Source organism: Dongia sp. (genome assembly GCF_041905885.1).
GTDB lineage: Bacteria > Pseudomonadota > Alphaproteobacteria > Dongiales > Dongiaceae > Dongia.
On record NZ_JAYRKD010000009.1, the window covers coordinates 97,291 to 123,192 of the forward strand.

Annotated in this window: 27 protein-coding genes; 17 read left to right on the top strand and 10 right to left on the bottom strand. The window is 66.4% G+C overall.

Annotation, left to right across the window (positions count from 1 at the left end):
* Positions 1-3 precede the first annotated feature (3 nt).
* The 7 genes from ACH2CY_RS11690 to ACH2CY_RS11720 all read left to right on the top strand — a co-directional run bounded on the left by ACH2CY_RS11690 (position 4) and on the right by ACH2CY_RS11720 (position 5,167).
* Positions 4-1,293 carry an aspartate aminotransferase family protein gene (locus ACH2CY_RS11690; protein WP_395019195.1) on the top strand — a complete coding sequence of 430 codons (1,290 nt, stop codon included), beginning with the start codon at positions 4-6 and terminating at the stop codon, positions 1,291-1,293.
* A complete protein-coding gene (locus tag ACH2CY_RS11695; protein WP_395019197.1) occupies positions 1,290-2,849 on the top strand; it encodes an aldehyde dehydrogenase family protein in 1,560 nt (519 codons plus the stop codon). Before ACH2CY_RS11690 ends, ACH2CY_RS11695 begins: the two co-directional genes overlap by 4 nt.
* A 3-nt stretch (positions 2,850-2,852) precedes the next feature.
* On the top strand, positions 2,853-3,461 hold the full coding sequence (locus ACH2CY_RS11700; RefSeq protein WP_395019199.1) for a BMC domain-containing protein: 609 nt from the start codon (positions 2,853-2,855) through the stop codon (positions 3,459-3,461).
* A 2-nt stretch (positions 3,462-3,463) separates the two neighbouring features.
* A complete protein-coding gene (locus tag ACH2CY_RS11705) occupies positions 3,464-3,895 on the top strand; it encodes a hypothetical protein (RefSeq protein ID WP_395019200.1) in 432 nt (143 codons plus the stop codon).
* A complete protein-coding gene (locus ACH2CY_RS11710) occupies positions 3,892-4,155 on the top strand; it encodes a EutN/CcmL family microcompartment protein (protein WP_395019202.1) in 264 nt (87 codons plus the stop codon). The genes ACH2CY_RS11705 and ACH2CY_RS11710 overlap by 4 nt, the downstream gene beginning before the upstream one ends.
* A 25-nt stretch (positions 4,156-4,180) precedes the next feature.
* Complete coding sequence (locus tag ACH2CY_RS11715) at positions 4,181-4,459, top strand: BMC domain-containing protein (protein ID WP_395019205.1); 279 nt, start codon at positions 4,181-4,183, stop codon at positions 4,457-4,459.
* 72 nt (positions 4,460-4,531) lie between these two features.
* Complete coding sequence (locus ACH2CY_RS11720; protein ID WP_395019206.1) at positions 4,532-5,167, top strand: microcompartment protein; 636 nt, start codon at positions 4,532-4,534, stop codon at positions 5,165-5,167.
* 128 nt (positions 5,168-5,295) lie between these two features.
* Here the strand turns inward: ACH2CY_RS11720 and ACH2CY_RS11725 are convergent, their stop codons facing one another.
* Positions 5,296-6,159 (bottom strand): MBL fold metallo-hydrolase, encoded by an 864-nt coding sequence (locus tag ACH2CY_RS11725; RefSeq protein WP_395019207.1) that lies wholly within the window; start codon positions 6,157-6,159, stop codon positions 5,296-5,298.
* Positions 6,160-6,369: 210 nt separating this feature from the next.
* Here ACH2CY_RS11725 and ACH2CY_RS11730 point away from each other — a divergent pair, with 210 nt between their 5' ends.
* Positions 6,370-7,569, top strand: coding sequence for a serine hydrolase domain-containing protein (locus tag ACH2CY_RS11730; RefSeq protein ID WP_395019209.1), 1,200 nt, complete (start codon positions 6,370-6,372; stop codon positions 7,567-7,569).
* 6 nt (positions 7,570-7,575) lie between these two features.
* Here the strand turns inward: ACH2CY_RS11730 and ACH2CY_RS11735 are convergent, their stop codons facing one another.
* The 5 genes from ACH2CY_RS11735 to ACH2CY_RS11755 form a co-directional block, all read right to left on the bottom strand.
* The gene (locus tag ACH2CY_RS11735; protein ID WP_395019211.1) at positions 7,576-8,682 is read right to left on the bottom strand and encodes an ABC transporter ATP-binding protein; all 1,107 of its coding nucleotides are present in this window, start codon (positions 8,680-8,682) and stop codon (positions 7,576-7,578) included.
* Between the two features lie 9 nt (positions 8,683-8,691).
* Positions 8,692-9,534 carry a carbohydrate ABC transporter permease gene (locus ACH2CY_RS11740; protein ID WP_395019213.1) on the bottom strand — a complete coding sequence of 281 codons (843 nt, stop codon included), beginning with the start codon at positions 9,532-9,534 and terminating at the stop codon, positions 8,692-8,694.
* 10 nt (positions 9,535-9,544) lie between these two features.
* Positions 9,545-10,495, bottom strand: coding sequence for a carbohydrate ABC transporter permease (locus ACH2CY_RS11745; RefSeq protein WP_395019215.1), 951 nt, complete (start codon positions 10,493-10,495; stop codon positions 9,545-9,547).
* A gap of 89 nt (positions 10,496-10,584) precedes the next feature.
* A complete protein-coding gene (locus ACH2CY_RS11750) occupies positions 10,585-11,838 on the bottom strand; it encodes an ABC transporter substrate-binding protein (protein ID WP_395019218.1) in 1,254 nt (417 codons plus the stop codon).
* 2 nt (positions 11,839-11,840) lie between these two features.
* Positions 11,841-12,761 carry an N-acetylmuramic acid 6-phosphate etherase gene (locus tag ACH2CY_RS11755; RefSeq protein ID WP_395019220.1) on the bottom strand — a complete coding sequence of 307 codons (921 nt, stop codon included), beginning with the start codon at positions 12,759-12,761 and terminating at the stop codon, positions 11,841-11,843.
* Between the two features lie 140 nt (positions 12,762-12,901).
* On the opposite strand from ACH2CY_RS11755, the gene ACH2CY_RS11760 reads away from it, so the two are divergent.
* From ACH2CY_RS11760 to ACH2CY_RS11780, 5 genes are read left to right on the top strand one after another with little or no spacing between them, the layout of a single operon-like run.
* Positions 12,902-13,792 (top strand): BadF/BadG/BcrA/BcrD ATPase family protein, encoded by an 891-nt coding sequence (locus ACH2CY_RS11760; RefSeq protein ID WP_395019221.1) that lies wholly within the window; start codon positions 12,902-12,904, stop codon positions 13,790-13,792.
* Positions 13,789-14,568: a GntR family transcriptional regulator gene (locus ACH2CY_RS11765; protein ID WP_395019224.1), complete on the top strand. Its 780-nt coding sequence runs from the start codon at positions 13,789-13,791 to the stop codon at positions 14,566-14,568. The genes ACH2CY_RS11760 and ACH2CY_RS11765 overlap by 4 nt, the downstream gene beginning before the upstream one ends.
* Positions 14,569-14,593: 25 nt before the next feature.
* The gene (locus tag ACH2CY_RS11770) at positions 14,594-15,610 is read left to right on the top strand and encodes an SIS domain-containing protein (protein ID WP_395019225.1); all 1,017 of its coding nucleotides are present in this window, start codon (positions 14,594-14,596) and stop codon (positions 15,608-15,610) included.
* Positions 15,610-16,767 (top strand): N-acetylglucosamine-6-phosphate deacetylase, encoded by a 1,158-nt coding sequence (gene nagA / locus ACH2CY_RS11775; RefSeq protein ID WP_395019227.1) that lies wholly within the window; start codon positions 15,610-15,612, stop codon positions 16,765-16,767. Before ACH2CY_RS11770 ends, nagA begins: the two co-directional genes overlap by 1 nt.
* A 1-nt stretch (position 16,768) precedes the next feature.
* Positions 16,769-17,860, top strand: a complete 1,092-nt coding sequence (locus ACH2CY_RS11780) for a Gfo/Idh/MocA family protein (RefSeq protein ID WP_395019229.1) — start codon at positions 16,769-16,771, stop codon at positions 17,858-17,860.
* 12 nt (positions 17,861-17,872) lie between these two features.
* Here ACH2CY_RS11780 and ACH2CY_RS11785 read toward each other — a convergent pair whose 3' ends face one another.
* Together ACH2CY_RS11785 and ACH2CY_RS11790 are read right to left on the bottom strand one after the other, a co-directional pair.
* Positions 17,873-19,444 carry an alkaline phosphatase D family protein gene (locus tag ACH2CY_RS11785; protein ID WP_395019231.1) on the bottom strand — a complete coding sequence of 524 codons (1,572 nt, stop codon included), beginning with the start codon at positions 19,442-19,444 and terminating at the stop codon, positions 17,873-17,875.
* Positions 19,445-19,563: 119 nt separating this feature from the next.
* Positions 19,564-20,346 carry a 2-keto-4-pentenoate hydratase gene (locus ACH2CY_RS11790; RefSeq protein ID WP_395019232.1) on the bottom strand — a complete coding sequence of 261 codons (783 nt, stop codon included), beginning with the start codon at positions 20,344-20,346 and terminating at the stop codon, positions 19,564-19,566.
* A gap of 82 nt (positions 20,347-20,428) precedes the next feature.
* Here ACH2CY_RS11790 and ACH2CY_RS11795 point away from each other — a divergent pair, with 82 nt between their 5' ends.
* Positions 20,429-21,202: an SDR family NAD(P)-dependent oxidoreductase gene (locus ACH2CY_RS11795; RefSeq protein WP_395019234.1), complete on the top strand. Its 774-nt coding sequence runs from the start codon at positions 20,429-20,431 to the stop codon at positions 21,200-21,202.
* A gap of 12 nt (positions 21,203-21,214) precedes the next feature.
* Here the strand turns inward: ACH2CY_RS11795 and ACH2CY_RS11800 are convergent, their stop codons facing one another.
* Both ACH2CY_RS11800 and ACH2CY_RS11805 read right to left on the bottom strand, forming a co-directional pair.
* Entirely contained in the window at positions 21,215-22,015 is an 801-nt protein-coding gene (locus ACH2CY_RS11800) for a hypothetical protein (protein WP_395019236.1), read from the bottom strand.
* Positions 22,016-22,052: 37 nt separating this feature from the next.
* Entirely contained in the window at positions 22,053-22,748 is a 696-nt protein-coding gene (locus ACH2CY_RS11805; RefSeq protein ID WP_395019237.1) for a FadR/GntR family transcriptional regulator, read from the bottom strand.
* Between the two features lie 122 nt (positions 22,749-22,870).
* Here ACH2CY_RS11805 and ACH2CY_RS11810 point away from each other — a divergent pair, with 122 nt between their 5' ends.
* The 3 genes from ACH2CY_RS11810 to ACH2CY_RS11820 are packed head-to-tail and all read left to right on the top strand — an operon-like array spanning position 22,871 to position 25,892.
* Positions 22,871-23,788 (top strand): fumarylacetoacetate hydrolase family protein, encoded by a 918-nt coding sequence (locus tag ACH2CY_RS11810; protein WP_395019238.1) that lies wholly within the window; start codon positions 22,871-22,873, stop codon positions 23,786-23,788.
* Positions 23,785-24,561 carry an alpha/beta fold hydrolase gene (locus ACH2CY_RS11815; RefSeq protein ID WP_395019240.1) on the top strand — a complete coding sequence of 259 codons (777 nt, stop codon included), beginning with the start codon at positions 23,785-23,787 and terminating at the stop codon, positions 24,559-24,561. The genes ACH2CY_RS11810 and ACH2CY_RS11815 overlap by 4 nt, the downstream gene beginning before the upstream one ends.
* A gap of 53 nt (positions 24,562-24,614) precedes the next feature.
* Positions 24,615-25,892: an amidohydrolase family protein gene (locus tag ACH2CY_RS11820; protein ID WP_395019242.1), complete on the top strand. Its 1,278-nt coding sequence runs from the start codon at positions 24,615-24,617 to the stop codon at positions 25,890-25,892.
* The last annotated feature ends 10 nt before the right edge of the window (positions 25,893-25,902 follow it).

Below are 25,902 nucleotides of genomic sequence, written 5' to 3' on the forward strand. Positions count from 1 at the left end.
CCCATGGAACAGAGTCCTGCGAAGAAAGAGTTCATCGCGAAGTCGAAAGAGTTCTGGAATCCGAACAAGACGCAGTTCTGGCAGGACCAGCATGTCGATCTGGTGATCGACCGCCGCGAAGGCTACCTGCTCTATGACATGGACGGCCGTCGCCTGATCGACGTGCATCTCAACGGTGGCACCTACAACATCGGCCACCGCCATCCGGAGCTGATCGAGGTCCTGCACCGCGGCACCACCCGCTTCGACATGGGCAACCACCATTTCCCGGCCTTAGGCCGCACCGCGCTGGCCGAGGAGCTCGCCAAGGTCTGCGGCGGCGGCATGCAATACACGATGTACACGGCGGGCGGCGCCGAGGCGATCGACCTCGCGATCAAATGCGCGCGCAACGCCACGCAGAAGCGCAAGATCCTCTCGATCGTCAACGCCTATCACGGCCATAGCGGGCTTTCGGTGGCCACCGGCGCCGACCGCTTCTCCAAGACCTTCCTCTCCGACCGCCCCGACGAGTTCTTCAACGTGCCGTTCAACGACCTCAACGCGATGGAAGACGCGCTGAAGGGCAAGGATTTCGCCGCCGTCATCATGGAGACGATCCCGGCGACCTACGGCTTCCCGATGCCGGTGCCGGGCTATCTCACCGGCGTGAAGCAGCTTTGCGAGAAGTATGAAGCGCTCTACATCGCCGACGAGGTGCAGACCGGCATGATGCGCACCGGCGCCATGTGGGGCTACCAGCGCTACGGCATCGAGCCCGACATCATGGTGACCGGCAAGGGCATCTCCGGCGGCATATATCCGATCGCCTGCGTGGTCGCGACCGAGCGCGCCGCGGTCTGGCTGAAGCAGGACGGTTTCGCGCATATGTCAACGATGGGCGGCGCGGAGCTCGGCTGCCTGGTGGCGCTGAAGACCTTGGAGATCCTGCAGCGGCCGCAGACCCTGCCGATCGTCAACTACATCTCGGAGACCATGCTTTCCGGCCTCACCGAGATCATGAATCTCTATTCCGACTTCTTCGTCGGCATCCGGCAATGCGGCGTGGTCATGGGGTTGGAGTTCGACTATCCCGAGGGCGCCAAGCCGGTCATGAAGCATCTCTACGAGCACGGCGTCTGGGCGATCTTCTCCACCCTCGACCCGCGCGTGCTGCAGTTCAAGCCCGGCGTGCTGATGCCGACCGCGCTCTGCGAGGAGCTGCTGGAGCGGGTCGAGCGCGCGATCGGCCTGGCGCGGGCCGAATGCATGGGCTCGAAGTCCAAGCGCTGGACCCGGAGCGCCGCGGAATGAACTCGATCGTCGCCGAACTGCTCGCGGGCGAGAAGCGCCAGACCGGCCAGGCCGACATGATGCTGGAGGCGGCCGGCTGGGCCGCGTCCTCCTTCGCCCTGTTCGACCGCGCGCGGGTCGATGCGATCGTGCATGCCGCTGCCGAAGCCGGCTATGCCGTCGCCGGCAAGCTCGGCGAAGCCGCGGTGAAGGAAACCGGCTTCGGCGTCGCCGCGCATAAGAAGACAAAGAACGAGATCACCACCCGCGGCCTCTATGAGCTCTATCGCAACGAGGACTTCTGCTCGAAGCGGATCATCGCCGAGAAGAAGATCGTCGAGCTGCCCCGTCCGGCCGGCGTCATCTTCGCGCTGACCCCTTCGACCAACCCGGTCTGCACCGTCTTCTTCAAGATCCTGCTGGCGCTGATGACCCGCAACGCCATCGTGATCTCGCCGCACCCGAAGGCCCAGGCCTGCTCGGCCGAAGCCGCGCGGGTGATGGCCGCGGCGGCGGAGAAGGCCGGCGCGCCGATGGGCGTCATTCAGGTGATCGACGCGCCGACGCTGCCGCTGATCGAATACGTCATGGCCTCGCCGAAGATCAACGTGATCCTGGCGACCGGCGGGACGCCGATGGTGCGCGCCGCCTACACCTCCGGCAATCCCGCGATCGGCGTCGGCCCCGGCAATGCGCCGGCCCTGGTCGATGCCAGCGCCGATCTCGACGCGGCGGCGAAGCGGATCGTGGAATCGAAGAGCTTCGACAACTCCATCCTCTGCACCAATGAAAGCGTCGTGGTCGCGGAGGAGGCGATCGCCGACCGCCTGCTTTCGGCCTTCGCCAAGCACGGCGCCTATGTCGCCAAGCCGGATGAGGTCGCGGTGCTGCGCGATCTCCTCTTCGGCAAGGGCAGCTTCAACATCGAGGTGCTGGGCAAGTCGGCGGCGGAGATCGGCCAGAAGGCCGGGATTCGCGTTCCCGCCAATGCCAGGATCATCCTCGCCGAGATCGACCGGGTCGGGATCGACGAGCCGCTCTCCAAGGAGAAACTCTGCCCGGTGCTGGGCTTCGTGCGCGCACCCCATGCCGAAGGCGCCATCACCATGTCGCGGGCGCTGATCCGGCTTTCGGGCGCCGGGCATTCGGCGGCGATCCACAGCAAGAACCCGGCGACCATCCTGAAATTCAGCGCCGCGGTGAAAGCTTTGCGCGTCGCGGTCAACGCGCCGTGCAGCCAGGGTGCCGCGGGCTTCGCCACGCATCTGGCGCCGACCTTCACCATCGGCACCGGCTTCTTCGGCCGCTCTTCAGTGGGCGAGAATATCGAGCCGAAGCATCTCGTGAACTGGACCCGGATCGCTTACAACAGCGACCCGGCCGAAGCCTTCGGCGATTTCAGCGGCATCGACGCGCGTTTCCCCGATCCGGTGCTCGGCCGCGAGGCGCCGATGACCCTCGGCCGCCTGCAGGAAGGTGCCGAAGCCGCCCCGGCCGCTGGCGACGAGATCGCGATCCTGCGCGAAGAGATTCGCCGCATCGTGCTCGACGAACTGCGCCATGCGCTGAGGAAATAGCCCGTGGCGGAATTGCGCTCCTTCATCTTCATCGACCAGCTGCAGCCGCAGACGCTCTGCTACATGGCGAGCGGCATGCGCGGGCGGCTGCCGCGCACCAACATGGCGGCGCAGATCATCGAAGTGGCGCCGGGCCTGGACATCGAGCCGCTGACCGACGTGGCGCTGAAACACGCCGATGTCGGCGGCGGCATGCTGGTGGTCGAGCGGCAGTTCGGCACCCTGGAGTTCCATTCGCGCTCGACCTCGTCGGTGAAGGCGGCGGCGCGCGCCGTGCTGGACGAGCTCGAGGCCGACGAGGGCGATGCGATGAAGCCCAAGGTGCTGGCGGCGAAGATGGTGACCCGGGTCGATCCGGTCCATGCCTTCCTGATCAACCGCAACAAGGCGGGCTCGATGATCCTGCCGGGCGAGTCGCTGTTTGTGCTGGAGATGCAGCCGGCTTCCTACGCGATCCTCGCCACCAACGAGGCGGAGAAGGCGGCGGAGATCAAGGTGGTGGACTACCGGATGATCGGTGCGACCGGCCGGGTCTATCTCTCCGGCGAGGAATCGGATGTACGCATGGGCGCGCAGGCGGCGGAACGCGCGATCCGTGCCTTGGAAGGATAGTGATGCTCGACGGCAATGAACTCAGAGCCCTGATCCGCGACGTCATCGCGGCCGAGATCGCCGCGGTGAAGCGCGAGGCCGCGCCGGCGAAAGCCATGCCCGCGGAGCATCGGGTGCGGATCGCCAATGACGCCGATCTCGCCGCCTTCGCCAAGCAGGTGCTCAGTCTCGCCAACGATCCCGCAACCCGCAGTGCCATCGCCAACGGCAGCTACCGTTTTACGCTGGAGGGCGGCTCTTCGGCGGCACCGGCATCTTCCGCGCCAGCCAGCGCTTCCCCCCGCATCGACAAGGGTGTCGTCACCGAGACCCTGCTGCTGAAGCTGCCCAAGGGCACCCGGCGGCTGCAGATCGGGGCCGGTGTCAGCGTCACGCCGCTCGCCCGCGACAAGGCGAGCAGCCTCGGCATAACCATCGAGAGGATGAAGCCATGATCCGTGGAAACGTGGTCGGCCGCTATTGGGCGACCAAGCGCATCGAGCACATTCCCTCGGGCGCCTTTCTGGAAGTGGAGACCTTGGGCGGCGGCCGGATCATGGCCTTTGACGTGCTGGGCTGCGGCGAGGGCGAGGAGGTCATGGTGGTGACCGGCTCGACCGCGGCCTCCTGGCTCGGCGGCGGCAAGATCCCGATCGACGCGCTGATCATCGGATCCCTGGATCAACCGACCGACGCCAAGTCGGCCAAGAAGTAATTCAAATCAAGCAACGGAGAAAACCATGTCAAACGCAATCGGAATGATCGAGACCAAGGGCTTCGTCGCGGCACTCGCCGCTGCGGACGCGATGGTGAAGGCGGCCAACGTGACCATCGTCGGCCGCGAGGAAGTGGGCGACGGCCTGGTCGCGGTCATCATCAACGGCGATGTCGGCGCGGTGAAGGCCGCGACCGAAGCCGGCGCCGAGGCCGCCAACACCGTCGGCACGCTGGTCTCGGTCCATGTGATCCCGCGGCCGCATGCCGATCTGGCGAAGCATTTCACGACCTCGGGCAAGTGACAGGACTCTCTCAGCCGTCATCCCGGTGCTGGGCGCCGGGATGACGGAGTTAGTGGTTGGCAGAGAGCCTAAATGACCGAGCTTCGCGTCTACCTCCTCATCGAATCCCTTGCGCGGCAGTTCGCGGCGTATATGTCCACGCCGACGCGGGCCCGGGGCTATCCGCCGCTGGAGGGCGAGCACAGCCTGATCATCGAGGTGGCGCCGGCCTTGGCGATCCACCGGATCTGCGACCTCGCCCTGAAGAGCGCGCCGGACATGGAGCCGGGCCTGCTTTATGTTGAACGGCAATACGGCCTGCTGGAGCTCCATTCCGCCGACCTCGATGCCTTGAAGCGGGTGGGGCAGGTGGTGCTGGACGGCATCGGCCGCAAGGCGACCGACCAGCTGAAGCCCCGCACCCATTTCGCCGACATCATCGAGAATGTCGCCGACCAGCATGCGATCATCCTCAACCGCACCCGCGAAGCCTCGATGCTGCTGCCGGGGAAGTCGCTGCTGCTCTATGAGCTGGAGCCGGCCTTGTTCGCCACCGTCGCCGCCAACGAGGCGGAGAAGGCGGCGCCCGGCGTCACCCTGGTCGATGTCCAGATGATCGGCGCGACCGGACGGCTGTTCCTTTCCGGCTCGACGGAGGACTGCACCAAGGCCCGCGACCGCATCGACGCCGTGCTCGGCAAGGTCGAAGGCCGCGCGGCGTCGCGCTGATCGGATAGAGCATTCAGTCGCACCCCCTCCCAGCCTCCCCCGAAGCCGGGGGAGGGGCGCACCGTGCTTGCTTCTCCCTCCCCCGTCTTCGGGGGAGGGTTGGGGAGGGGGTGCCGCAGACTCGCTGCTTAAAACCCGTCCACCGGCAGCTTCAGATACCGCACGCCGTTGCTCTCCGGCTCCGGCAGGATGCCGGCGCGCATGTTGATCTGCACCGAGGGCAGGATCAGCTTCGGCATGCTCAAGGTCTTGTCGCGGCTGCTGCGCATGGCGACGAACGCGGCCTCCGTCACCCCTTCGTGGATATGCACATTCCTGGCCCGCTGCTCGGCGATGGTGGTTTCCCAGCGGTATTCATCCCGCCCCGGCGCCTTGTAGTCGTGGCAGAGGAAGACGCGGGTCTCCGGCGGCAGGGCGAACAGCTTGCGGATCGAACGATAGAGGACCGCCGCATCGCCGCCGGGGAAGTCGCAGCGCGCCGTGCCGTAGTCCGGCATGAAGAGCGTATCGCCGACGAAGGCGGCATCGCCGATCACATAGGTGATGCAGGCCGGGGTATGGCCCGGGGTGTGGATCACCCGGGCGTCGAGATTGCCGATCTTGAAGCGGTCGCCGTCCTTGAACAGCTGGTCGAACTGTCGTCCGTCGGTCTTGAACTCGGCCCCGGTGTTGAAGATCCGGGCGAAAGCATCCTGCACCACCCGCACATGCTCGCCGATCGCCGAGCGGCCGCCGAGCTGGTGCTTCAAATAGTCGCCAGCGCTGACATGGTCGGCATGGACATGGGTCTCCAGCACCCAGTCCACCGTGAGGCCCCGCGACCGCACATGGGCGATGATCTTGTCGGCGGAGGCATGACGGGTGCGACCGGAGGCATGGTCGAAGTCGAGCACGCTGTCGATCACCGCGGCGCGGCGGGTCTCCGGGTGGACGACCAGGTAGCTGACGGTGAATGTGTCCTCGTCGAAGAAGGCGACGATCTCCGGCTGCATGATCGCTCCCGCGCAGAATCCTTGTTCCTGGCCTCACTATAGCGAAGCCGGTGATTTTCCGAAAATGCCATGCATTTCAATTTACTATAAGTGGAACAGAATCCCCGCTCGGCCGTTCGATCACCAGTGGGCTGCGCTGCGGCCCTCTTTGGCGCACCAGGTCAGGCTGCTATGCTCGATTTCAAGAAGATCGTCCCCGAGGAGACGCAGTTGAGCGAGCCCCAGATCATGGAGGGCTTCCCCCCGCCCAACGAGGGGCAGGTCACCATCCACAACTGGCGCCTGCCGCCGTTCAACCGCTGGGGCTTCCACCATGTGCGGGAGCTGATCCCGACCTCGACGATCCATCGAACCGAGAAGCCGGTCGAGCGGATCATGCTGGTCTCCTCGCTCTTGGAGCGCCTCGCCTTCCAGGGACCGGACGGCCGCGAATGGACCATCGGCGGCCTGCTGCCGCTGACCTGGACTGACGGATTCCTGGTGATGCAGCGCGGCCGCGCGCTGATGGAATGGTACGACGCCGGCATGCGGCCGGAGATCCAGCACATCGTCTTCTCGGTCTCGAAGTCGATCTCGGCGATCCTGGCCGGCGTGGTGATCGGCGACGGCCGGCTCGATCCGGACGCGCTGGTGACTCGCTACATTCCGGAGGTTGAGGGCTCCGCCTATGGCGGCGACTGCACCGTCCGACATGTGCTCGACATGACGGTCAGCATCAATTTCATCGAGGATTATCTCGACGCCCAGGGCGACTTCATGCGCTACCGGGTGGCGACCGGCTGGAATCCGATCCCGCAGGGGACCAGGGCGGACGATCTCAGGAGCTTCCTGCGCACGCTGCGGCGCGGGCCGGGGCCTCATGGCCAGGTGTTCCATTATGTCTCGCCCAACTCGGATCTGCTCGGCTGGATCCTGGAGCGGGCGACAGGCCGGCCCTACGCCACGCTGCTCGCGGACACGATCTGGAAGAAGCTCGGCACCGAGTTCGACGCCTATGTCACGGTCGACCGCATGGGCGCGCCGCGGACCGCCGGCGGCATCTGCGCCGCGTTGCGCGATCTCGGCCGGTTCGGCGACATGGTCCGGAACCGCGGCCGGGCCGGCGACCGCCAGGTCGTGCCGGAATGGTGGATCGACGATATCCGCACCAAGGGCGATCCGGTCGCCTGGGCCGGCAGCAGCATGGCGAAGCTGCTGCCCCGGGGTCGCTACCGCGGCAAGTGGTACTCGACCGGCAACGAGCGCGGCGCCTTCTGCGCCATCGGCATCCACGGCCAGTGGATCTATATCGATCCCGCTTCCGAAGTGGTGATCGTCAAGCTCTCGTCGCAGCCGCTGCCGCTCGACGATACGATGGATGGATTGCTGCTGACCGCGTTCGACGCGATCGCGCGCAGTCTGGGGGGCTGAAGAATGCTACGCCGCATCCGCCTTGCTGTGTCGGGGAAACGCCTTGCCCTCCGCGTCGAAGAGATGGAGGTGATCGACGTCGGTCGAGACCGGGATCCGGCTGCCGATCTCGGCCCGGCTGTCGCCCGGCGAGCGCGCGGTGAGCATGGTTCCATCGTCGCGTCTTACATGGACGTAACTCGCCTCGCCCAGGTGCTCCACGGCGTCGACCGTACCGGTGAGGACCATGGCGTGACGCGTGCCTTCCCCCAGATGCTCGGGGCGGATCCCCAGCGTTACTGAGTCTCCGGGCTTCGCGCCGCCGCCGGCGAAGGGAATCGCCATCGGCTTCGCTTCGCCGAAATCGACGCTCATCCCCATGCCGTCGATCGCGGTCACCTTGCCCTTCACGAAGTTCATCTTCGGCGAGCCGATGAAGCCGGCGACAAACTGGTTCTGCGGGTGGTGGTAGAGCTCTAAGGGTGCGCCCACCTGCTCGACCCGGCCCTGGTTCATCACCACGATCTTGGTGGCCAGCGTCATCGCCTCGACCTGGTCATGGGTCACGTAGATCGTGGTGGCGTTCAAGTGCCGGTGCAGCTTGGCGATCTCGATCCGGGTGTTGATGCGCAGCGCGGCGTCTAGATTGGACAAGGGCTCGTCAAACAGGAACACCGCGGGCTCACGCACTATGGCGCGGCCGATCGCGACCCGCTGGCGCTGGCCGCCGGAGAGGTCGCGGGGCTTGCGCTCGAGATAGGGCGTCAATTGCAGGATCTCGGCCGCCTTGCGCACGCGCTTGTCGGCCTCGGCCTTGTCGGTCTTGGCGAACTTCAAGCCGAAGGCCATGTTCTTGTAGACCGACATATGCGGATAGAGCGCGTAGGACTGGAACACCATGGCGATGCCGCGCTCGGCGGGCGGCACCTGGTTGACCAGCTTGCCGCCGATATGGAGCTCGCCGGCGGTGATCTCCTCCAGCCCGGCGATGATGCGCAAGGCCGTGCTCTTGCCGCAACCCGAGGGGCCGACGAAGACCACGAACTCGCCGTCCTTCACGTCCAGGCTGATGCCGTGCAGCACCTCGACCTTGCCGTAGGACTTCTTGATGTTGCGCAGCGAAACGTCAGCCATTGCTCATCCTCATTTGACCGCTCCCATGGTCAGGCCGCGGACCAGATGCCGCGAGAAGGCGATGTAGAGCACCAGAATCGGAGCAATCGCGAGACTGAGGGCGGCCAGCACCGCGTTCCAATTGGTCACGTATTGCCCGATGAACTGCTGGGCGCCGAGGGTGATGGTCTGCTTCCCGTCGCCTGAGGCTAGAATGAGCGGGAACCACAGATCGTTCCAGATCGGCACCATGGTGAAGACCGCGACGGTCGCCACGGCGGGGCGGATCAGCGGCAGGATCACGTCGGTGAAGATGCGGTATTCGCTGACCCCGTCGCAGCGCGCCGCCTCGCGCAGGTCGCGTGGGATCTGTGCCATGAACTCGCCGAGGATCAGGATCGCCAGCGGCAGGCCCATCGCGGTATAGACCAGGATCAGCGCGGTCAGGCTGTTGATCAGCCCCATGCCGACGATCATCTTCAGGATCGAGACCGTGCCCAAGCGGATCGGCACCATGATGCCGACCGCCATGTAGAGTGCCACGATGGTGTTGCCCTTGAAGCGGTATTCGCCGAGTGCCCAGGCCGCCATCGCCCCGGTCAGCAGCACCAGCAGCAGTGAGACCACGGTCACGATCAGGCTGTTGCCGAAATAGAGGACGAAGTCGGCCTTCTCGAGGACTTGCGCGTAGCCGACGAGGTCGAAGCTCGACGGCGTCGGCAAGGCCAGCGGATCGCCGAAGATGGCGCTCCGCGACTTCATCGAATTGATCAGGACCAGGCCGATCGGGAAGGTGGCGATCAGGGTGTAGAAGATCAGCGCCGCGTGGACGGCGATCCGGTTCAGGTTCAGGCGTCGGTTGACCATGGCCATGCGCGCGCCCTCAGGCCAGGTGGTGCTGCAGCTTGCGCTGCACGCCGAACAGATAGATGAGGACGCCGACCAGGATGATGAACAGCATCATGGTGGCGACGGCGGCGCCCATGGTCGGGTTGCCGGTCTGCAGCTGGTAGCCGAAGAAGGTGCGGTAGAAGAAGGTGCCGAGGATGTCGGTGGCGCCGTTCGGCCCGGCCTGCGCGCCCTTCATCGCGTAGATGAGGTCGAAAGCGTTGAAGTTGCCGACGAAGGTCAGGATCGAGACCACGCCGAGGGTCGGATAGACCAGCGGCAGCCGGATCTGCCAGAACACGTAGAAGGGCGGGGCGCCATCCACCGTGGCGGCGTCGATCAGGTCATCCGGGATGTTGATGAGGGCGGCGTAGATCAGGATCATCGGGATGCCGACGAACTGCCAGACCGAGATCAGCGAGACGGTGATGAGCGCGGTGCCTTCCTGTCCGAGCCAGGGCGCGAACAGCGCGCCCAGGCCGAAGCTGGTGAGGAAGCCCTTCGAGATGCCCCAGAGCGGCGAGAGGATCAGCTGCCAGACGAAGCCGATGATCACCACCGAGAGCATGGTCGGCATGAACAGCAGGGTGCGATAGATCCCGGCGCCGCGGAGCCGCGGCAGGCTCAACAGGGCCGCCAGCGCCAGGCCGATCGAGGTCTGCACCACCATGTGGATCGCGAAGAAAATCGAGTTGTTGCGGAAGGCGTTCCAGAACGGCCCCGACCAGACCGGATCGGTCAGCAGGGTCACGAAGTTGCCGAGGCCGATGAAATGCGACTGGCCGGTGTCGTCGGTGGTGTAGAGGCTGAGCCAGATCGTGTCGATCAGCGGATAGATCGAGAAGGCGGTGTAGACCAGGAAGGCCGGGGCCAGGAACACGACGATATGCGCCGGCCATTTCCGCCTTCCGACGGAAGTATCCGCCGCCATGGCGATCGACGTCATTCCAGGACTTCCCTCGACTCCTCGATGCCGGAAACGAACCGCGGGTCGCGGCCGGTGCCACGACCCGCGGTCATGCGTAGTCTAACCGGTTACTGGGCCGGCTTGTACCAGGCGTCCAGGCCCTTCTGCAGCTGCTCGGCCGCCGCTTCCGGGGTCTGCGTGCCGTTGAGCACGTTGGCGCTGACCGCCCAGAGCTCGTTCTCCAGGTTCGGCGTGCCGCGATTCAGGATCTGGTACGAGTTGCGGATCGTGCTCTCGCAACTCTTGCGCCAGCCGACGAAGGTCTGCGCCACCGGGTCCTTGATCTCGACCGCTTCCTGGGTCAGCGGGAAGAAGCCGGGCAGGGCGTTGGCGTAGATGCCGGCGAATTCCGCCGAGCCGACCCAGTCGATGAAGGTCTTGGCGGCATCGACGTTCTTCGACTTGGCGTTGATGCCCATGCCGATATCGACATGGTCGCTGATGTAGCACTTGTCGGTGCCTTCGGGCTGCACCGGCGGGAAGGCGTCGAAGGAGAGCTCCTTGGTCTGCTCGAACAGCGGGATGTCCCAGGAGCCCGCCGGATAGATTGCCGCGCGGCCCAGCGAGAACAGGTTCTGGGTGTCCGGATACTTCTGCGCCTGGTAGCCGTCGCCCATGTAGGGGCCCCAGGTCGCCAGTTCCTTGAACACATCGACATACTGCTTGTCGGTGAACTTCTCCTTGCCGGCGATCAGGCCCTTGCGGCCTGCCTCGCCCTTCCAGTAGTCGGGGCCGATGTTCTGGAAGCCCATGGTGGCGGCTTCCCACTGGTCGGCGGTGCCGAGCGCCAGCGGCGTGTACTTACCGTCTGCCTTGATCTTCTCCAGCACGGCGTGGAACTCGGCGGTGGTCTTCGGCACGGCAAGGCCCAGCTCCTGGAAGATCGCCTTGTTGTAGATGAAGCCGTGGATCACCGAGGCCATCGGCATGCAGAAGGTGTCCTTGCCGTCGTCGGTCTGCCAGGCGGCCTTGGCGACGTCGGAGAAGTTCTTCATCGACGCGATGTCGTCGATCTTCAGCAGGTGGCCCTTCTTGTAGAGGTCGAGCGAGGCGTCGAACGGACGGCAGGTGATGATGTCGGCCGCGGTGCCGCCGGCGAGCTCGGTGTTCAGGGCCGCGTTATACTCGGTCGGCGGATAGCCCTTGAACGTCACCTTGATGTCCGGGTGCTTGGCCATGAAGGCCGGCAGGATCTGCTTGTTCCAGATGTCGGCGTCGTCGTTGCGCCAGCTCTCGATGGTGAGCGCGGTCTCGGCATGGGCGACACCGCCCATCAAAGTCACCAGCGCGATCGCGGTCGCGGCAAGGTATCCAGTCTTCATGTTCAGCTCCCTTGTCTACGTTGCAGGTTGGTTGTTGCTTCGACAGAGCCCAATGCGGCGCGCAGACTGCCGCCGACTTGGGAGAGGATGCGCTCGGCCTCGGTGGGCGAGCGGCCGGCCAGCACCAGGGCGGCCGGCTTGATGCGGTCGTTGCAGGCGGCGAGCGCCTTGGCCGCCGAATCTTTTGTGGCGCCGGTGATGCTCATCAGGATGCCGATCGCGCGCTCGCGCAGCTTCGCGTTCTGCACCCGGAGATCGACCATCAGCCCGTCATGCACGCGGTTCAACCGGATCATGGTGAGGCTGGAGAGCATGTTGAGCGCCGCCTTCTGCGCGGTGCCGGCGTTCATGCGGGTCGAGCCGCTGATCACCTCCGGCCCGGTCTCCAGCAGGATCGCATGGTCGGCACGTTCCAGCATCGGCGCGCCGGCATTGTTGGCGATGGCGATGGTGAGTGCTTTCGCGCGTGCCGCCGCTTCCATCACCGCCAGGGTGTAGCGGGTGGTGCCGCTGGCGGCGACCGCGATGATCGCGTCGTTCGGCGTCAGCTTGAGCGCTTCGGCTTCGGTCCGGCCGCGGTCGTCATGGTCCTCGACATCGCCCTTCAAGCCCGGCGTCAGGTCGGTGCCGCCGGCGAGCAGCACGAAGACGCGGTCGTCGGGCCAGTTGAAGGTGGGGCCGATCTCCATCGCGTCGCCCGCGGCCAGCAGGCCGGAAGCGCCGGCGCCGGCATAGACCACGCGGCCGCCCGCGTTCAGCTGCTGCGCCAGGGCCTGCGCCGCGGCGGCGATGGACGGCAGGGCCGAACGCAATGAACCGATGGCACGCGACTGGCCTTCCCAGAACGCGTCGAGGATCTCCCCGTCGCTCCAGGTATCGAGGCCGCGATAGCGCGCCGCGTTGGTCTCAGTCCCAAAAGCCATATGGCTGTTCTCAGCCTTGCCTTCCCTTAACTGATATTATGCTGGTATTATCCGGACGAGTCAAATTCTTTGGTACTTCCCGATCTGGACCTAAACTGGCATTATGATTTCGGCGAATGTCTGGGAGCGCCGCCGGCTGAATGGCTGACACACTATTTATAGGAATCGACGGCGGGGGGACCCATTGCCGGGCCCGGATCCGCGATGGCGGCGGTCGTCTCGTCGGCGAAGGCACCGGCGGGCCGGCCAACCTGCGCCTCGGCCCCGCGGTCGCCATGGCCGCGATCGTCGACGCCGCGAGGGCCGCCGCCAAGGCAGGGGGCTTGGACGAGGGCGAGCTCGGCCGGGCCTCGGTCGGCCTCGGCATGGCGGGCGCCATCGACGACGCGCGCAACGGGGCGCTCCTGGCCCAGCCGCATCCTTTCCCGCGGGTCGCCATCGACACCGATGCCTATATCGCCTGGCTCGGCGCCTTTGCCGGCAGCGACGGCGCGATTCTGATCATCGGCACCGGCTCGGCCGGGCTCGCGGTGGTGCAGGGTCAGCGCTTCAATGTCGGCGGCTGGGGCAATGTCATCTCCGACGATGCCAGCGGCAACGAGATCGGCCGCCACGCGATCCGCCGCGCGCTCTGGGCCCATGACGGCATGGCGCCGATGACCAGGCTCGCTCAGCAGATCCTCGACCGCTTCGACCACGAACCGCCGAAGGCTGTCACCTGGGCCGACCAGGCGCGGCCGACCGACTTCGCGCAGCTGGCGCCCCTGGTGCTGGATTATGCCGGACAAGGCGATGCGATGGGCGTCGCGGTGATCGAGCATGCCGCGGAAGGCGCCGCCCGCATCGCCGATCGCCTGCTCGCTGCCGGCGCGCCGGGGATCTGCCTCCTGGGCGGGCTCGGCGAGCCGCTGCGCCCCTGGCTGCCGCGGCGGATCCAGGAGAAGCTGGTCAAGCCGAAGGGCGACGCGATGGAAGGCGCCCTGCTGCTGGCGCGCGAAGCGCGGCCCTTAATGCAGAGGGCAGTGCCTTGAAGACCGCGGCGCAACCGGATTTCCGCGACGCAGGTTCGCTCGACGAGAGCAGCCCGACGCCGCTCTATCTCCAGCTCCAGCATCTGATCCAGCAGGCGGTGCGCTCCGGCAAGCTGCGTGCCGACGAGGCGCTGCCCAGCGAGCGCGATCTCTCGCGCCAGCTCGGCATCTCGCGCGTGACGGTTCGCAAGGCGATCGCCGGCCTGGTCGAAAAGGGCATGCTGGTGCAGCGCTGGGGCTCCGGCACCTTCATTGCGCCCGCGGTGCAGGTCGAACAACCCTTGTCGCGGCTCTCCAGCTTCACCGACGACATGCTGGCGCGCGGGCTGCAGCCGGGCGCGGTCTTCCTCGGGCGCGGCGTCGGGCCGGCCACGCCGAAGGAATCCATGGCGCTGGGACTCTCGCCGGGCGAGCTGGTCAGCCGCTTCGACCGTCTCCGCACCGCCGACGACGTGCCGATGGCGATCGAGCATGCCGTGGTGCCGAACCGCCTGGTGCCCGATCCGGAAGCGGTCGCGACCTCGCTCTATGCCGTGCTGATCGGCCGGGGCCATTCGCCGCGGCGCGCCTTGCAGCGCTTGCACGCGGTGCTGCTGAATTCCGAGCAGGCGAAGCTCCTGCAGGTGCCGGACGGCACCGCGGCGCTCTATATCGAGCGGCGCTCCTTCGACCAGGACGGGGTCGCGGTCGAATTCACCTCCTCCTACTACCGCGGCGACGCCTATGACTTCGTCGCCGAACTGAGCCTTGGATCACCGAGTACCGAACAGGAATAGAATGGGATCTGGAAACGGAAGCCTGATGCGCAGTGAGGCGCTGGAAGCGCCGCAGGTGGTGGCGAAGATGCTCGCCGCCAATACCGGGCGTTGCGCCGACCTGGCGAAGCGCCTGCGCGCCGCACCCCCGCCTTTCGCCGTCACCTGCGCGCGCGGCAGCTCGGACAATGCCGGTACCTATGCGAAATACCTGCTGGAGATCCACCAGGGCCTGGTGACCGCCTCGGTCGGGCCCTCGGTCAGCTCGGTGTTCGGCGGCAAGCCGCGGATGCAGGGCGCGCTCTGCCTCACCATCTCGCAATCTGGACGCAGCCCGGACCTCCTCTCGCTGACCGACGCGGCGCGCGCTGCCGGGGCGATCACGGTGGCGCTGGTCAACGACACGGATTCGCCGCTGGCGCAGAAGGCGGAGATCGTGCTGCCGCTGCTGGCCGGCCCCGAGCGCAGCGTGGCGGCGACCAAGTCCTACATCGCCTCGCTGGCCTCGATCCTGCAGATCGTCGCGCATTGGTCGGGCGACGCCCTGCTGCATGCGGCGGTCGATCGGCTCCCGGAGGAGCTGTCGCTGGCCACGCAATACGACTGGTCGGCCGCGGAGCCGGTGCTGAACGGCGTGCGCAATCTTTTCGTGATCGGCCGCGGCCCCGGCTTCGGCATCGCACAAGAGGCGGCGCTGAAGCTCAAAGAGATCTGCGGTCTGCATTCGGAGGCGATGAGCGCCGCCGAGCTGATGCACGGGCCGCTCGCCCTGCCGGGGCAGGACTTCCCGGTCATGGCCTTCCTGCAGCCGGACAAATCCGAGGGCGGCGTCCTGAAGATCCTGCGCGGCCTCGCCTCGCGCGGCGTGCCGGTGATCGCGGCCGGCGCCGGCGACAAGGCAACCGGCGCGATCGCGCTGCCGAGCCTGCCGGAATCCAACCCCTTCTCGGCGCCGATCCTGCTGATCCAGAGCTTCTATCTGCTGGCCGAACGCCTCGCCTGGGCCCGCGGCCGCGACCCCGACCGGCCGCCGCACCTGAAAAAAGTCACGGAGACGCAGTAATGGCGCCCTCCGGGATGGCAACGGCACTGATCGGCGCCACGGTATTCGACGGCACGCGCCTTCGCGACGGCCAGGCCGTGCTGATCGAAGCGGGGAAGATCACCGGCGTGATGCCCGAGGCGAAGCTGCCGAAAGGCGTCGAGAAGCAGGCGGTCAGCGGCTTGCTGGCGCCGGGCTTCATCGATGTCCAGGTCAACGGCGGCGGCGGCGTGCTGTTCAACGAGACGCGCACCATCGCCGGCATCGCCGCGATCGGCGCGGCGCACCGGCGCTTCGGCACCACCGGCTATCTCCCGACCTTCATCACCGATACCCAGGCCAGCATGGCCGAGGCGATCAAGGCCGCCGACGCCGCCATGCAGGCGCGCACTCCCGGCGTGCTCGGTATCCATCTCGAAGGCCCCTTCCTCAACCCGGAGCGCAAGGGCATCCACCGCGCCGACCTGATGCGATCGATCTCCGACCAGGATGTCGCGATGATCGACCTGCCGGCCGGCGGGCGCGTGCTGGTGACCCTGGCGCCGGAGAAGACCGAGCCTGCCACCATCGCCAAGCTCACCAAGTCCGGCATCATCGTCGCCGCCGGCCATACCAAGGCCGACCTCGCCACCATCCGCAAGGCGCAGGGCGCCGGCCTGACCGGCATCACGCATCTCTTCAACGCCATGCCGCCAATGATGGGCCGCGAGCCCGGGCCGGTCGGCGCGGCGCTCGAGGACAGGCAGCTCTGGTGCGGGTTGATCGTCGATCTCCACCATGTCTCCGCGGTCTCGCTGCGCGTGGCGCTGGCGGCGCGCGGCCCTGAGCGGATGATGCTGGTGACCGACGCCATGCCCTCGGTCGGCAGCGCCGAGGACCATTTCGAGCTGCTGGGCGAGAAGATCATGCGGGTCGACGGCGCGCTGGTGAACGACGCCGGCACGCTGGCCGGCTCCGATCTCGACATGGCGAGCGCGGTGCGCAACACGGTCCGGCAGCTCGGCGTCCCGGTCGAGGATGCGCTGCGGATGGCTTCGCTCAATCCCGCGGCTTTCCTGCGCCTCGACAGCGAGCTCGGCCGGATCGCGCTGGGGTATCGCGCCGACCTGGTGCTGCTGAACGACAACTATAAAGTCAAAGCGACCTGGATCTCGGGCGCGCGACAAGACGAGAGGTAGCATGATGAGCGGCAAGCTGCGGGTCCTGGCGGTTGGGCTGGGCAACATGGGCATGTCCCATGCCATGGCCTATACGCGGATCGACGGCTATGAGGTCGCGGCCGTCTGCGAGCGCCGCATCGCCGAGCGCAGGTTGCCGCCGGCGCTGGAGCAGGCGCAGCGGTTTTCCGACTATGGCGAGGCCTTGAAGGCGGTGAAGCCGGACGTTGTCTCGATCAGCACCTGGTCGGACAGCCATGCCGAATATGCGATCGCGGCGATGGAGGCGGGGGCCCATGTCTTCGTCGAAAAGCCGCTGGCCGATACCGTGGCGGATGCCGAGCGTGTGGTCGCGGCGGCGAAGCGCAGCGGCAGGAAGCTGGTGATCGGCTATATCCTTCGCCACCACCCGTCCTGGATCAAGTTCATCGAGATCGCGAAGACCCTGGGCTCGCCTTTGGTGTTCCGCATGAACCTCAATCAGCAGAGCAGCGGCAAGCAGTGGGAAGACCACAAGAAGCTGCTGCAGAGCCTGTCGCCCATCGTCGATTGCGGCGTCCACTATCTGGACGTCATGTGCCAGATCACCCGGGCCAAGGCGACGCGCGTTCACGCACTGGGCGCGCGGCTGACCGATGGGATGAAGGACGTCACGCTGCCGAACGGCATGTACAACTACGGCATGCTGCAGGTCGCCTTCGACGACGGCTCGGTCGGCTGGTACGAGGCCGGCTGGGGCCCGATGATGAGCGAGACCGCCTTCTTCGTGAAGGACGTGATCGGCCCCAAGGGCAGCGTCTCCATCGTCGTCGCCGACGAGGGCAACAAGGACACCAAGTCCGCCGATATCAACACCCACACCAAGACCAACCGCATCCTGCTGCACCACGCGGCGCTCGACGCCGCCGGTAATCTCGCGAGGCATGACGAGACCTTCGACACCCAGGACGAGCCCGACCACGACGCACTCTGCGAACGCGAGCAGCGCTATCTGCTGAAGGTAATCCGCGAGAATGTCGACCTGAGCGACCACATGGCGGACGCGATCCGCAGCCTGCGCATTGCGCTGGCGGCGGATCGATCGGTCAGAGCCGGGGAAGTGGTTACTCTCTAAAGTGCTGGAGTATCAGCCGCGCACCGGCTCCAAATCCGTCGACCACAGCGCCGTATCGGCCGTGTCGCGCAAGGTCACGGTCATGACGCCGGAATCGGCCTTGATCGCGACATGGCCGAAGAACTGCATGCCTTCGACCGGGCTCAGGTTCACCTTGCCGGCTTCCGGCGCCTTCACGTATTTCACCTCCGGGCCGAAGGTCATGTCGAGCTCGTTCGGGCCGAAGGTGCCGGCATGGATCGGGCCGGAGACGAATTCCCAGAACGCGTTGAAGTCCTGGAACTGCGCCTTGTTGGGATCGTAGTAATGCGCCGCGGTGTAATGCACGTCGGCGGTCAGCCAGACCGTGTTCTGCACATTCGCTGCCTTGATGAAGCGCAGCAGGTCGGCGAATTCCAACTCACGGCCGAGCGGCTTGCCGCCGTCGTTGTTGGCGACTCCCTCCTGGCCCTTCTTGTCCTTGGCGTTGTTCCAGACGATCAGCGAGAGCGGCATGTCGGCGGCGATCACCTTCCAGAGCGCCTTGGAGGAGACCAGCTCCCGTTTGAGCCAGGCGAGCTGCTCGGCGCCGAGGAATCTGGCTTTGCTCTGCTCGGTCTCGAGGTTGTCGCCGTTGGGATCGCGATAGCTCCGCATGTCGATCATGAAGACATCGAGCAGCGGGCCATAGGCGACTTTGCGATAGACCCGGTTCGGCTCCTGCGGCCAGGCGGCGATCGGCATGTATTCGTGGAAAGCCCGCGCCGCCCGCGCCGCCATCACCGCGATCGACTTCTCGGCATAGGGCTCGGCCAGCACCTTCGAATCCGACCAGTTGTTGGTGACCTCATGGTCGTCCCATTGCGAGAGCACCGGCACGGCGGCATAGAGAGCCAGCACGTTCTTGTCCATGAAGTTGTATTTATACTGGCCGCGGAACTCGTCCAGCGTCTCCGCCGGCTTGGACTTCTCCGGCGTGACCAGGTTCTTCCAAACACTGCCGTCGGGCAGGTTCACCTCGGGCAGCAGCGCGCCGTCGGCATAGACGTTGTCGCCGGAATGCAGGAAGAAATCCGGCGCGTGTTTCAGCATGGTGGAATAGCCCTTCATCCCGCCGCGGGACTCGTCGATGCCCCACCCCTGGCCGCAGGTATCGCCCGACCAGGTGAAGGAGACGTCGCGCAGCTCGGTCGGCGCGGTGCGGAAATGGCCGGTCAGCGGCTCGCTCTCCACGCTCGGGTCGGAGAGATCCTGGAACTTCACGCGGTAGAAGATGTCCTGGTTGGCGGGGAGGTCGGTCGCCAGCAGCTTCACGGTGTAATCGGTCTCCGGCAGCGCCGCGAGCTTCGGCAGGTTGCGCACCTCCTTGAAGCTTTCCGTGGCCGACCATTCGAAGACCGCATTGGCCGGCCGGTCGGCCCGCGACCACAGCACGGCGCGATCGCTGCCGACGTCGCCCGACTGAATCCCATGGGTGATCAGCGGCCGAGCGGCGGCGCGGCTGATGCGCGGCGCCGCGATGCCGGTGAGCGTTGCGGCGCCGATCGCGGCGCTGCCGGTCAGGAAGCGGCGGCGGGAGAGAGTCTCGTTGATGCGAATCTTCATGGTCTGGGACTCCGGAGCGGTTCAGGCGGGGCCGCAACATCCCGCTTGAACGTGACAGAAGTTTCGCGTTTCGATGAAAGAGCCGTCACAATCTTCCCAAGCGCACTTCGCCGGCGCCGTCAGTCGAATCCCGCGCTCATCTTGCCGAGCCCGAAATAATCCATCACCACCGTGTCGCCCGCGGTGACATCGACCGGCTTCACGCAGGTCCCGGTGGTGACGATTTCGCCGGCCTTCAAGCCGAGGCCGCGCCTGTTGAGATGATTGGCGAGCCAGGTGAGCGCGATCCGGGGATCGCCCAGCGCATTGGCGCCGCTGCCCTCGGCGACGATCCTGTCCTGTTTCCACGCGCGGACCGGCTGTTTGGAGAGATCCAGCCCCCGCCAATCCGACACTTCGGGGCCGAGCAGGAACCAGGCGTGGAAGGCGCAGTCGGCGCAGATCGACGGCGCGCCGATCGTGTCGAAGACCTCATAGCGCGCATCCGGCACCTCGATCGCAAGATGCATCGCCGCGACCGCGTCCATGACTTCGCCCTGGTCGTAGTCGCGCCCGCGGGCCGGGAGGTCGCGCGCCATCCTGAAGGCGAACTCGGCCTCGGCGACGCGCATATGGTTGTGGGCGATCGGCCGCCGGGCGCCGTCACTCAGCACGAAGTCGCGGAACAGCCGTCCGGCCAGGGGCTCGGTCACACCGATATGCTTCTGGCCGGCGGCGCTGGTGGCGGCGATCTTCCAGCCGACCGCCGGCTGCTGGACCAGGTCCAGCATCGCCTCCTGGATCGCATAGCCCTCGGCCAGGGTGGTGGGCCGGATCTCCGGCGGGAGGGCATCGATGCGGCTTTCGGCATGGCGGCTGCGCCACAGCAATTCGGCGGCGCGGGTGATCGCGGTCTGGTCCATTTTTCCCCCAGCTTGACGGCCCGCATCTTACCGCGTTCGATGGGGTCCGGTGGAAGCATCAAAAAAAGCAGGGGACTGGGGGATGCCGAACACGGAATTTCCGCGTTTCGATTTGAGCGGGCAGGTGGTGCTGGTGACGGCGGCTGCGCGCGGGCTCGGGCGCGCCTGTGCGCTCGCCTGCGCCCATGCCGGGGCGGACATCGCGCTCGGCCTGCGCGACAAGAAGTCCGGCGAGGGGCTGGTCGCGGCGATCCAGAAACTCGGCCGCAAGGCGCTGCCCTTGCAGATGGACATGACCCGGCTGGACGAGATCGAGAGCGCGATCGCCGAGGCCGACCGGTATTTCGGCAAGATCGACGTGCTGGTCAACAATGCCGGGGCCAGCCCGGAGAACCTGGCCGAGAACGTCAACGAGGCCGATTTCGACCTGACCCTGCGGGTGAACCTCAAGGGCACCTTCTTCGCCAGCCAGGCGGCCGGCAAGCTGATGATCGCAAGGCGCTACGGCCGCATCATCAACATGAGCTCGCAGGCCGGCAGCGTGGCTTTGCGCGGCGAGCCGATCTACTGCATGACCAAGGCCGCGATCGATCACCTGACCCGCTGCCTGGCGCATGAATGGGGACGCTACAACATCTGCGTCAATGCGGTGGCGCCGACCTTCATCTGGACCGACGGTACGCGACCCGCGCTCTCGGACCCGGAATTCCTGAAGCAGACGGTGGCGAAGATTCCCTTGGGTCGCATCGGCGAGCCGAAGGAAGTCGCCGGCGCGGTGGTATTCCTGGCGTCGCCGGCTGCATCGCTGGTGAACGGCACCATCCTGCACGTCGACGGCGGCTGGACCACGGGCTGACGGCAACCGGGATCATCGCCAGTCTTCGACAAAGTCGGCGCAGCTCTTCTCCTGGCAGAGGCGCGCGGCCTTGGCCGTCATGATCGGCAAGAAGCGGTCGCTTCCTTCCTGGGTCATTCTCAGGCTTCCGGAGAACTTGCCGACGAAAATCGCCGCGTCGTCTTCGGAGCGGAACCAATCGGTGGAGATGCCGTCGACGACGAATTGCTGGTAGCCGGGCCGGGACTCGAACAAGCCGCGGTGTTCTCCGATCATCTGCAGGAACCGGCCGGCAACGAGCAGAACCTTGCCCTTGAAGCGGAAGGGATTGCGGCTGATCTCGTCCATCGACCCGAACCCGTCGATCGGGCCGGAGTCTTGGCGAAGGACCTCCCACCGCGCCCAGCGCTGATAGGCCGCGCCTGGCACCAGCTGGCGCAGTGAATCCAGGGGAATCCCCGTCCTCTTGTCCTGCTCGTCGAGCAGGTAAGTGGTCAGGACCTCGTCGCCTTTCATCTTGGCATAGGCAGCGAAGCATCGATCGGGACGATCGGCGTTCATCAGCCCGAGATCGTGGAAGCAAAGGCGATCTTCCTTCAACTCGAACACCGCCGTGGAGACCGCGGCCGGCGAACGGCCCTTGTATTGCTGGATCAGGACCTTGCCGGCTGGACTGAAGTAGGTGACCACCCGGACCCGATCGGGATCATAAGTGGGCGCGTAGCTGCCGCCTCCTTCATGATCGTAGATACGCGCTTTGATCTCAGCGCCGGTCAGGCGATGCAGATCGTCCTCGGAACGCGCCGGTCCGCAGATGGCGGTGAGCATCGCCACGGCAAGGAAGATCGTCGGTCCCCGCATCTTCGACCCCTCACGCGTCGATCGCCAGCAGGCTGTCGCGCACCCGGACCAGGTGCTGGTGGATGAGCCGCCGCGCCTTCTCGGCGTCGCGCTGCTTCAGGGCATCGACCAGGGCGCTGTGCTCGCGGTCGTATTGCGAGCGCAGGCCGTCGGTCAGGCTCTTCTGCTTCAGGCGGTGCCAATGCGGCTGGTGGCGGGCGGTGTTGATCGCCTCGCAATAGTCGATGAGGAGCTGGTTCTTGGTGGCGCGGAACACCGCGAGATGCAGCGCCGCGTCCCAATGCTCGAACTCGGCGATGCCCTTGGCGGCGATCGAGCGGCGCAGGATCTCCTCGATCTCGGCCAAGTCGTCGCTGTTGGCCCGGTGGGCGGCGAGGGCGGCCGCCTGGGGCTCGATGATCAGGCGGACCTCCATCACCTCGGCCGGGCTGGCGTCTTTCATATGCCGGCCGAGACCCGGGACGCCGCCGCCGCTCTTCGCCCGGACATAGGTGCCGCGGCCGACCACCCGGATCAGGTCGCCGCCCATCTGGTTCAAGGCACTCCGGACCGTGTTGCGGGCCAGGCCATAGAGGGCGGCGAGCTCCCGCTCCGGCGGCAGGCGGTGACCCTCCGGCCATTCGCCGCTTTCGATGCGGCGGTGGATGTCCGAAACGACGTCCTCGGCGTTCTGGAAGCGGGTGTTGGTGGTCTGCGGCAGGGCCATCGGAGCCAATTCCATTATCGATGATTCGGCGCCCCCGCCGTTGACTCGGCGCGGGAAGGCTGACACCATACCCTATACCAAACGGGTCAATGGTTCAACATTGGCTCAATCGGGAGGGATTCATGCGGATTGCCACGTTTCGTGCGGGCAGCCGTCGACGTGTCGGCCTGCTGAGCGCTGACGGCAAGACCATCCGTCCGTTCGATCTCGGCGCTGACGCAGAGGAGCGCGGCGCGCTCGCTGTCATCGAACGCGGCTTGCGCGCGGATTCCCCCAGCCTCGGTGCCTCGATCCCGACCGCCGGTCTCGCTTTCGAGGCGCCGATCCCGCGCCCGCGGCGGAACATCTTCTGCGTCGGCAAGAACTACTACGAACACGCCCATGAATTCGCCAAGAGCGGTTTCGATTCCAGCGCCGCCTCGGGGGCGGTCCCGGAATCGCCGATCGTCTTCACCAAGGTGCCGGAATGCGTGATTGCGCCGGGGGCGGCGATCGAGATCGACCCCGCCGCCAGCAGCGCGATCGACTACGAGGCCGAGCTCGCGGTCGTCATCGGCAAGGGCGGGCGCGGCATCAGGAAGGCGGATGCGCTGAAACATGTCTGGGGCTGCACCATCGTGAACGACGTGACCGCCCGCGACCTGCAGGCCAAATACAAGCAGTGGGACATCGGCAAGTCCCAGGACACCTTCTGCCCGATGGGGCCGGTGCTGGTCTCCTCTGACGAATTGGACATCGCCAACATCGACCTCAAATGCTGGGTCAACGGCGAGCTCCGGCAGAATGCCAATACCAGCCTGCTGATCTTCGACGTGCCGACCCTGATCGAGACCATCTCGGCCGGCATCACCCTCTATCCCGGCGACATCATCGCCACCGGTACACCGGTCGGCGTCGGCATCGGCTTCAACCCGCCGAAATATCTGAAAGCCGGCGATACGGTGAAGATAGAGCTTTCCGGCATCGGCATGCTGGAGAACCCGGTGCGCCTGCGCGGCAGCGCCGTCGAGCCGAGACAAGTGGCGGAGGCGCGCGCGTGAGCAGCCTCGCCGTCGAGCGCATGCAGGTCGAGGTCGAAGGGAGCGGCGATCCCGTGATCATGCTGCATGGCCTCGGCGGCACCTCGAATACTTTCTGCCCGCAGGTGCTGGGCCTCGGCGGGCGCTATCGCACCATCCGCCCCGACCTGCCCGGCAGCGGCCGCAGCCCGCTTTCCGGCAGCCTCTCGATCCAGAGCATGGTCGATGCGGTGGCCAAGGCCGCCCGGGCGGTCGGCGCCGAGCGGGCGCATTTCGTCGGCCATTCCATGGGCACCATCGTCTGCCAGCATGTCGCCGAGCAGCATCCGGAGCTGGTGCGCAGCCTCGCCCTGTTCGGCCCGATCCACCAGCCGCCGGAGCCGGCGCGCAAGGGCCTGGGCGACCGCGCCGCCAAGGCGCGGAGCGAAGGCATGCCCGGCATCGCCGACCAGATCGTGCAGGGCACGCTCTCCGGCGACACCAAGAGCAACGCGCCGGTGGCGGTCGCCCTGGTGCGCGAGTTCATCATGCGCCAGGACGCCGAAGGCTACGCCAAGAACTGCGAGGCTTTGGCCGCGGCACAGCCGGCCAATCTCGACCGCATCAAATGCCCGGTGCGCCTGGTCACCGGCGACGAGGACCCGGTGGCGCCGGCCTCCAACGCGCGGGCGATGGCGGAGCGCCTCGCGGACGCGCGGGTCACCATTCTCAACCGCTGCGGCCATTGGAGCACCATCGAGCGGCCGCAGGAATGCAATCAGGTCTTACGGGAGTTGTTCGGCGGGCGCGCCTAGACGCAAGGCACATCCGGAGCATCAAGAAATCCGGAGAGCGGGAGGACGACGACATGGCCAACGTGCTTTACACCAACGTCCGGATCTTCGACGGCTCCGGCGAGCATCCCTATCTCGGCGAGGTGCTGATCCAGGGCAACCGGATCCGGCGGGTGGCGCGCGGCACGCGCAGCATCCCGATGAACGGCAACACCGTGATCGACGGCGCCGGCGCGACCCTGATGCCGGGCTTGTGCGACGCGCACACCCATCTCTCCTGGAACAATGCGCCGAGCCTGGAGGCGCTGATCACGCTCCCGCCGGAGGAGCACACGCTCTACGCCGCCGACGTGGCGAAGATCTACCTCGACCACGGCTTCACCATGTGCGTCGGCGCCGCGGCGGCGAAACCGCGGCTCGACGTGGTGATCCGCAACGCGATCAACAAGGGCCAGATCCCGGGCCCGCGCTATCTCGCCAACTGCCCGGAGATCACCACGATCGGCGGCCTCGGCCATGCGCATCCGCCGCATATCGCCCATGAGGGCCTGAACTTCGGCCTGGTGGTGAACGGGCCGGAGGAAGTGCGCCGCACCGTGCGCACCATGATCGGCTACGGCGTCGATCTCATCAAGTTGAACCTCTCGGGCGAGGAGCTGACCAATGTCGGCGCCGAGGAATCGCCGATGTCCGAGGAGGAATGCGTGATGGCGGTGCGCGAGGCGAAGCGCCGCGGCCGGCGGCTCTGCGCCCATGCCCGCTCGGCGGAATCGGTGAAGATGTGCATCCGCCACGGCATCGAGATCATCTACCACGCGAGCTTCGCCGACGAGGAGGCGCTCGATCTCCTGGAAGCCAACAAGGACAAGCATTTCGTGGCGCCGGGCCTGGCCTGGCTGATCCGGATCTCCAACCATGCGGGCGAATGGGGCATCACGCCGGAGAAGGCGCGCTCCATGGGCTATCACCGCGAGCTGGAGATCGCGATCGAGACCGCGAAGAAGATGAAGCGCCGCGGCATCCGCGTGCTGCCCGGCGGCGATTACGGCTTCGCCTGGACCCCGCACGGCACCTATGCCCGCGACTTCGAATATTTCGTCGAGCTCCTGGGCTTCACGCCGATGGAGGTGCTGGTCGCCGCGACCAAGACCGGCGGCGCGATCATGGGTGCGCCGGGCGAGCTCGGCCAGGTTAAGGAGGGCTATCTCGCCGACCTCATCCTGGTCGACGGCGACCCGCTCTCCAACATCAAGATCCTGCAGGACAAGAAGCGCATCCTCTCGGTCATGAAGGACGGCGAATTCTTCCGCGCCCCGGAAGCCAACCGCCCCGGCCTGCGCGTCGCGGTTTAAGGCAGGCGCG

What these genes read in the sequence shown, in the direction of transcription:
- ACH2CY_RS11770 (WP_395019225.1), top strand. Translation starts at nt 14,594, where the DNA reads ATGCGCAGTGAGGCGCTGGAAGCGCCGCAGGTGGTGGCGAAGATGCTC.
- ACH2CY_RS11805 (WP_395019237.1), bottom strand. Translation starts at nt 22,748, where the DNA reads ATGGCCCTGCCGCAGACCACCAACACCCGCTTCCAGAACGCCGAGGAC.
- ACH2CY_RS11735 (WP_395019211.1), bottom strand. Translation starts at nt 8,682, where the DNA reads ATGGCTGACGTTTCGCTGCGCAACATCAAGAAGTCCTACGGCAAGGTC.
- ACH2CY_RS11745 (WP_395019215.1), bottom strand. Translation starts at nt 10,495, where the DNA reads ATGACGTCGATCGCCATGGCGGCGGATACTTCCGTCGGAAGGCGGAAA.
- ACH2CY_RS11755 (WP_395019220.1), bottom strand. Translation starts at nt 12,761, where the DNA reads ATGGCTTTTGGGACTGAGACCAACGCGGCGCGCTATCGCGGCCTCGAT.
- ACH2CY_RS11740 (WP_395019213.1), bottom strand. Translation starts at nt 9,534, where the DNA reads ATGGCCATGGTCAACCGACGCCTGAACCTGAACCGGATCGCCGTCCAC.
- ACH2CY_RS11725 (WP_395019207.1), bottom strand. Translation starts at nt 6,159, where the DNA reads ATGCAGCCGGAGATCGTCGCCTTCTTCGACGAGGACACATTCACCGTC.
- ACH2CY_RS11790 (WP_395019232.1), bottom strand. Translation starts at nt 20,346, where the DNA reads ATGGACCAGACCGCGATCACCCGCGCCGCCGAATTGCTGTGGCGCAGC.
- ACH2CY_RS11750 (WP_395019218.1), bottom strand. Translation starts at nt 11,838, where the DNA reads ATGAAGACTGGATACCTTGCCGCGACCGCGATCGCGCTGGTGACTTTG.
- ACH2CY_RS11785 (WP_395019231.1), bottom strand. Translation starts at nt 19,444, where the DNA reads ATGAAGATTCGCATCAACGAGACTCTCTCCCGCCGCCGCTTCCTGACC.
- nagA (WP_395019227.1), top strand. Translation starts at nt 15,610, where the DNA reads ATGGCGCCCTCCGGGATGGCAACGGCACTGATCGGCGCCACGGTATTC.
- ACH2CY_RS11795 (WP_395019234.1), top strand. Translation starts at nt 20,429, where the DNA reads ATGCCGAACACGGAATTTCCGCGTTTCGATTTGAGCGGGCAGGTGGTG.
- ACH2CY_RS11720 (WP_395019206.1), top strand. Translation starts at nt 4,532, where the DNA reads ATGACCGAGCTTCGCGTCTACCTCCTCATCGAATCCCTTGCGCGGCAG.
- ACH2CY_RS11710 (WP_395019202.1), top strand. Translation starts at nt 3,892, where the DNA reads ATGATCCGTGGAAACGTGGTCGGCCGCTATTGGGCGACCAAGCGCATC.
- ACH2CY_RS11690 (WP_395019195.1), top strand. Translation starts at nt 4, where the DNA reads ATGGAACAGAGTCCTGCGAAGAAAGAGTTCATCGCGAAGTCGAAAGAG.
- ACH2CY_RS11715 (WP_395019205.1), top strand. Translation starts at nt 4,181, where the DNA reads ATGTCAAACGCAATCGGAATGATCGAGACCAAGGGCTTCGTCGCGGCA.
- ACH2CY_RS11695 (WP_395019197.1), top strand. Translation starts at nt 1,290, where the DNA reads ATGAACTCGATCGTCGCCGAACTGCTCGCGGGCGAGAAGCGCCAGACC.
- ACH2CY_RS11780 (WP_395019229.1), top strand. Translation starts at nt 16,769, where the DNA reads ATGATGAGCGGCAAGCTGCGGGTCCTGGCGGTTGGGCTGGGCAACATG.
- ACH2CY_RS11760 (WP_395019221.1), top strand. Translation starts at nt 12,902, where the DNA reads ATGGCTGACACACTATTTATAGGAATCGACGGCGGGGGGACCCATTGC.
- ACH2CY_RS11705 (WP_395019200.1), top strand. Translation starts at nt 3,464, where the DNA reads ATGCTCGACGGCAATGAACTCAGAGCCCTGATCCGCGACGTCATCGCG.
- ACH2CY_RS11810 (WP_395019238.1), top strand. Translation starts at nt 22,871, where the DNA reads ATGCGGATTGCCACGTTTCGTGCGGGCAGCCGTCGACGTGTCGGCCTG.
- ACH2CY_RS11820 (WP_395019242.1), top strand. Translation starts at nt 24,615, where the DNA reads ATGGCCAACGTGCTTTACACCAACGTCCGGATCTTCGACGGCTCCGGC.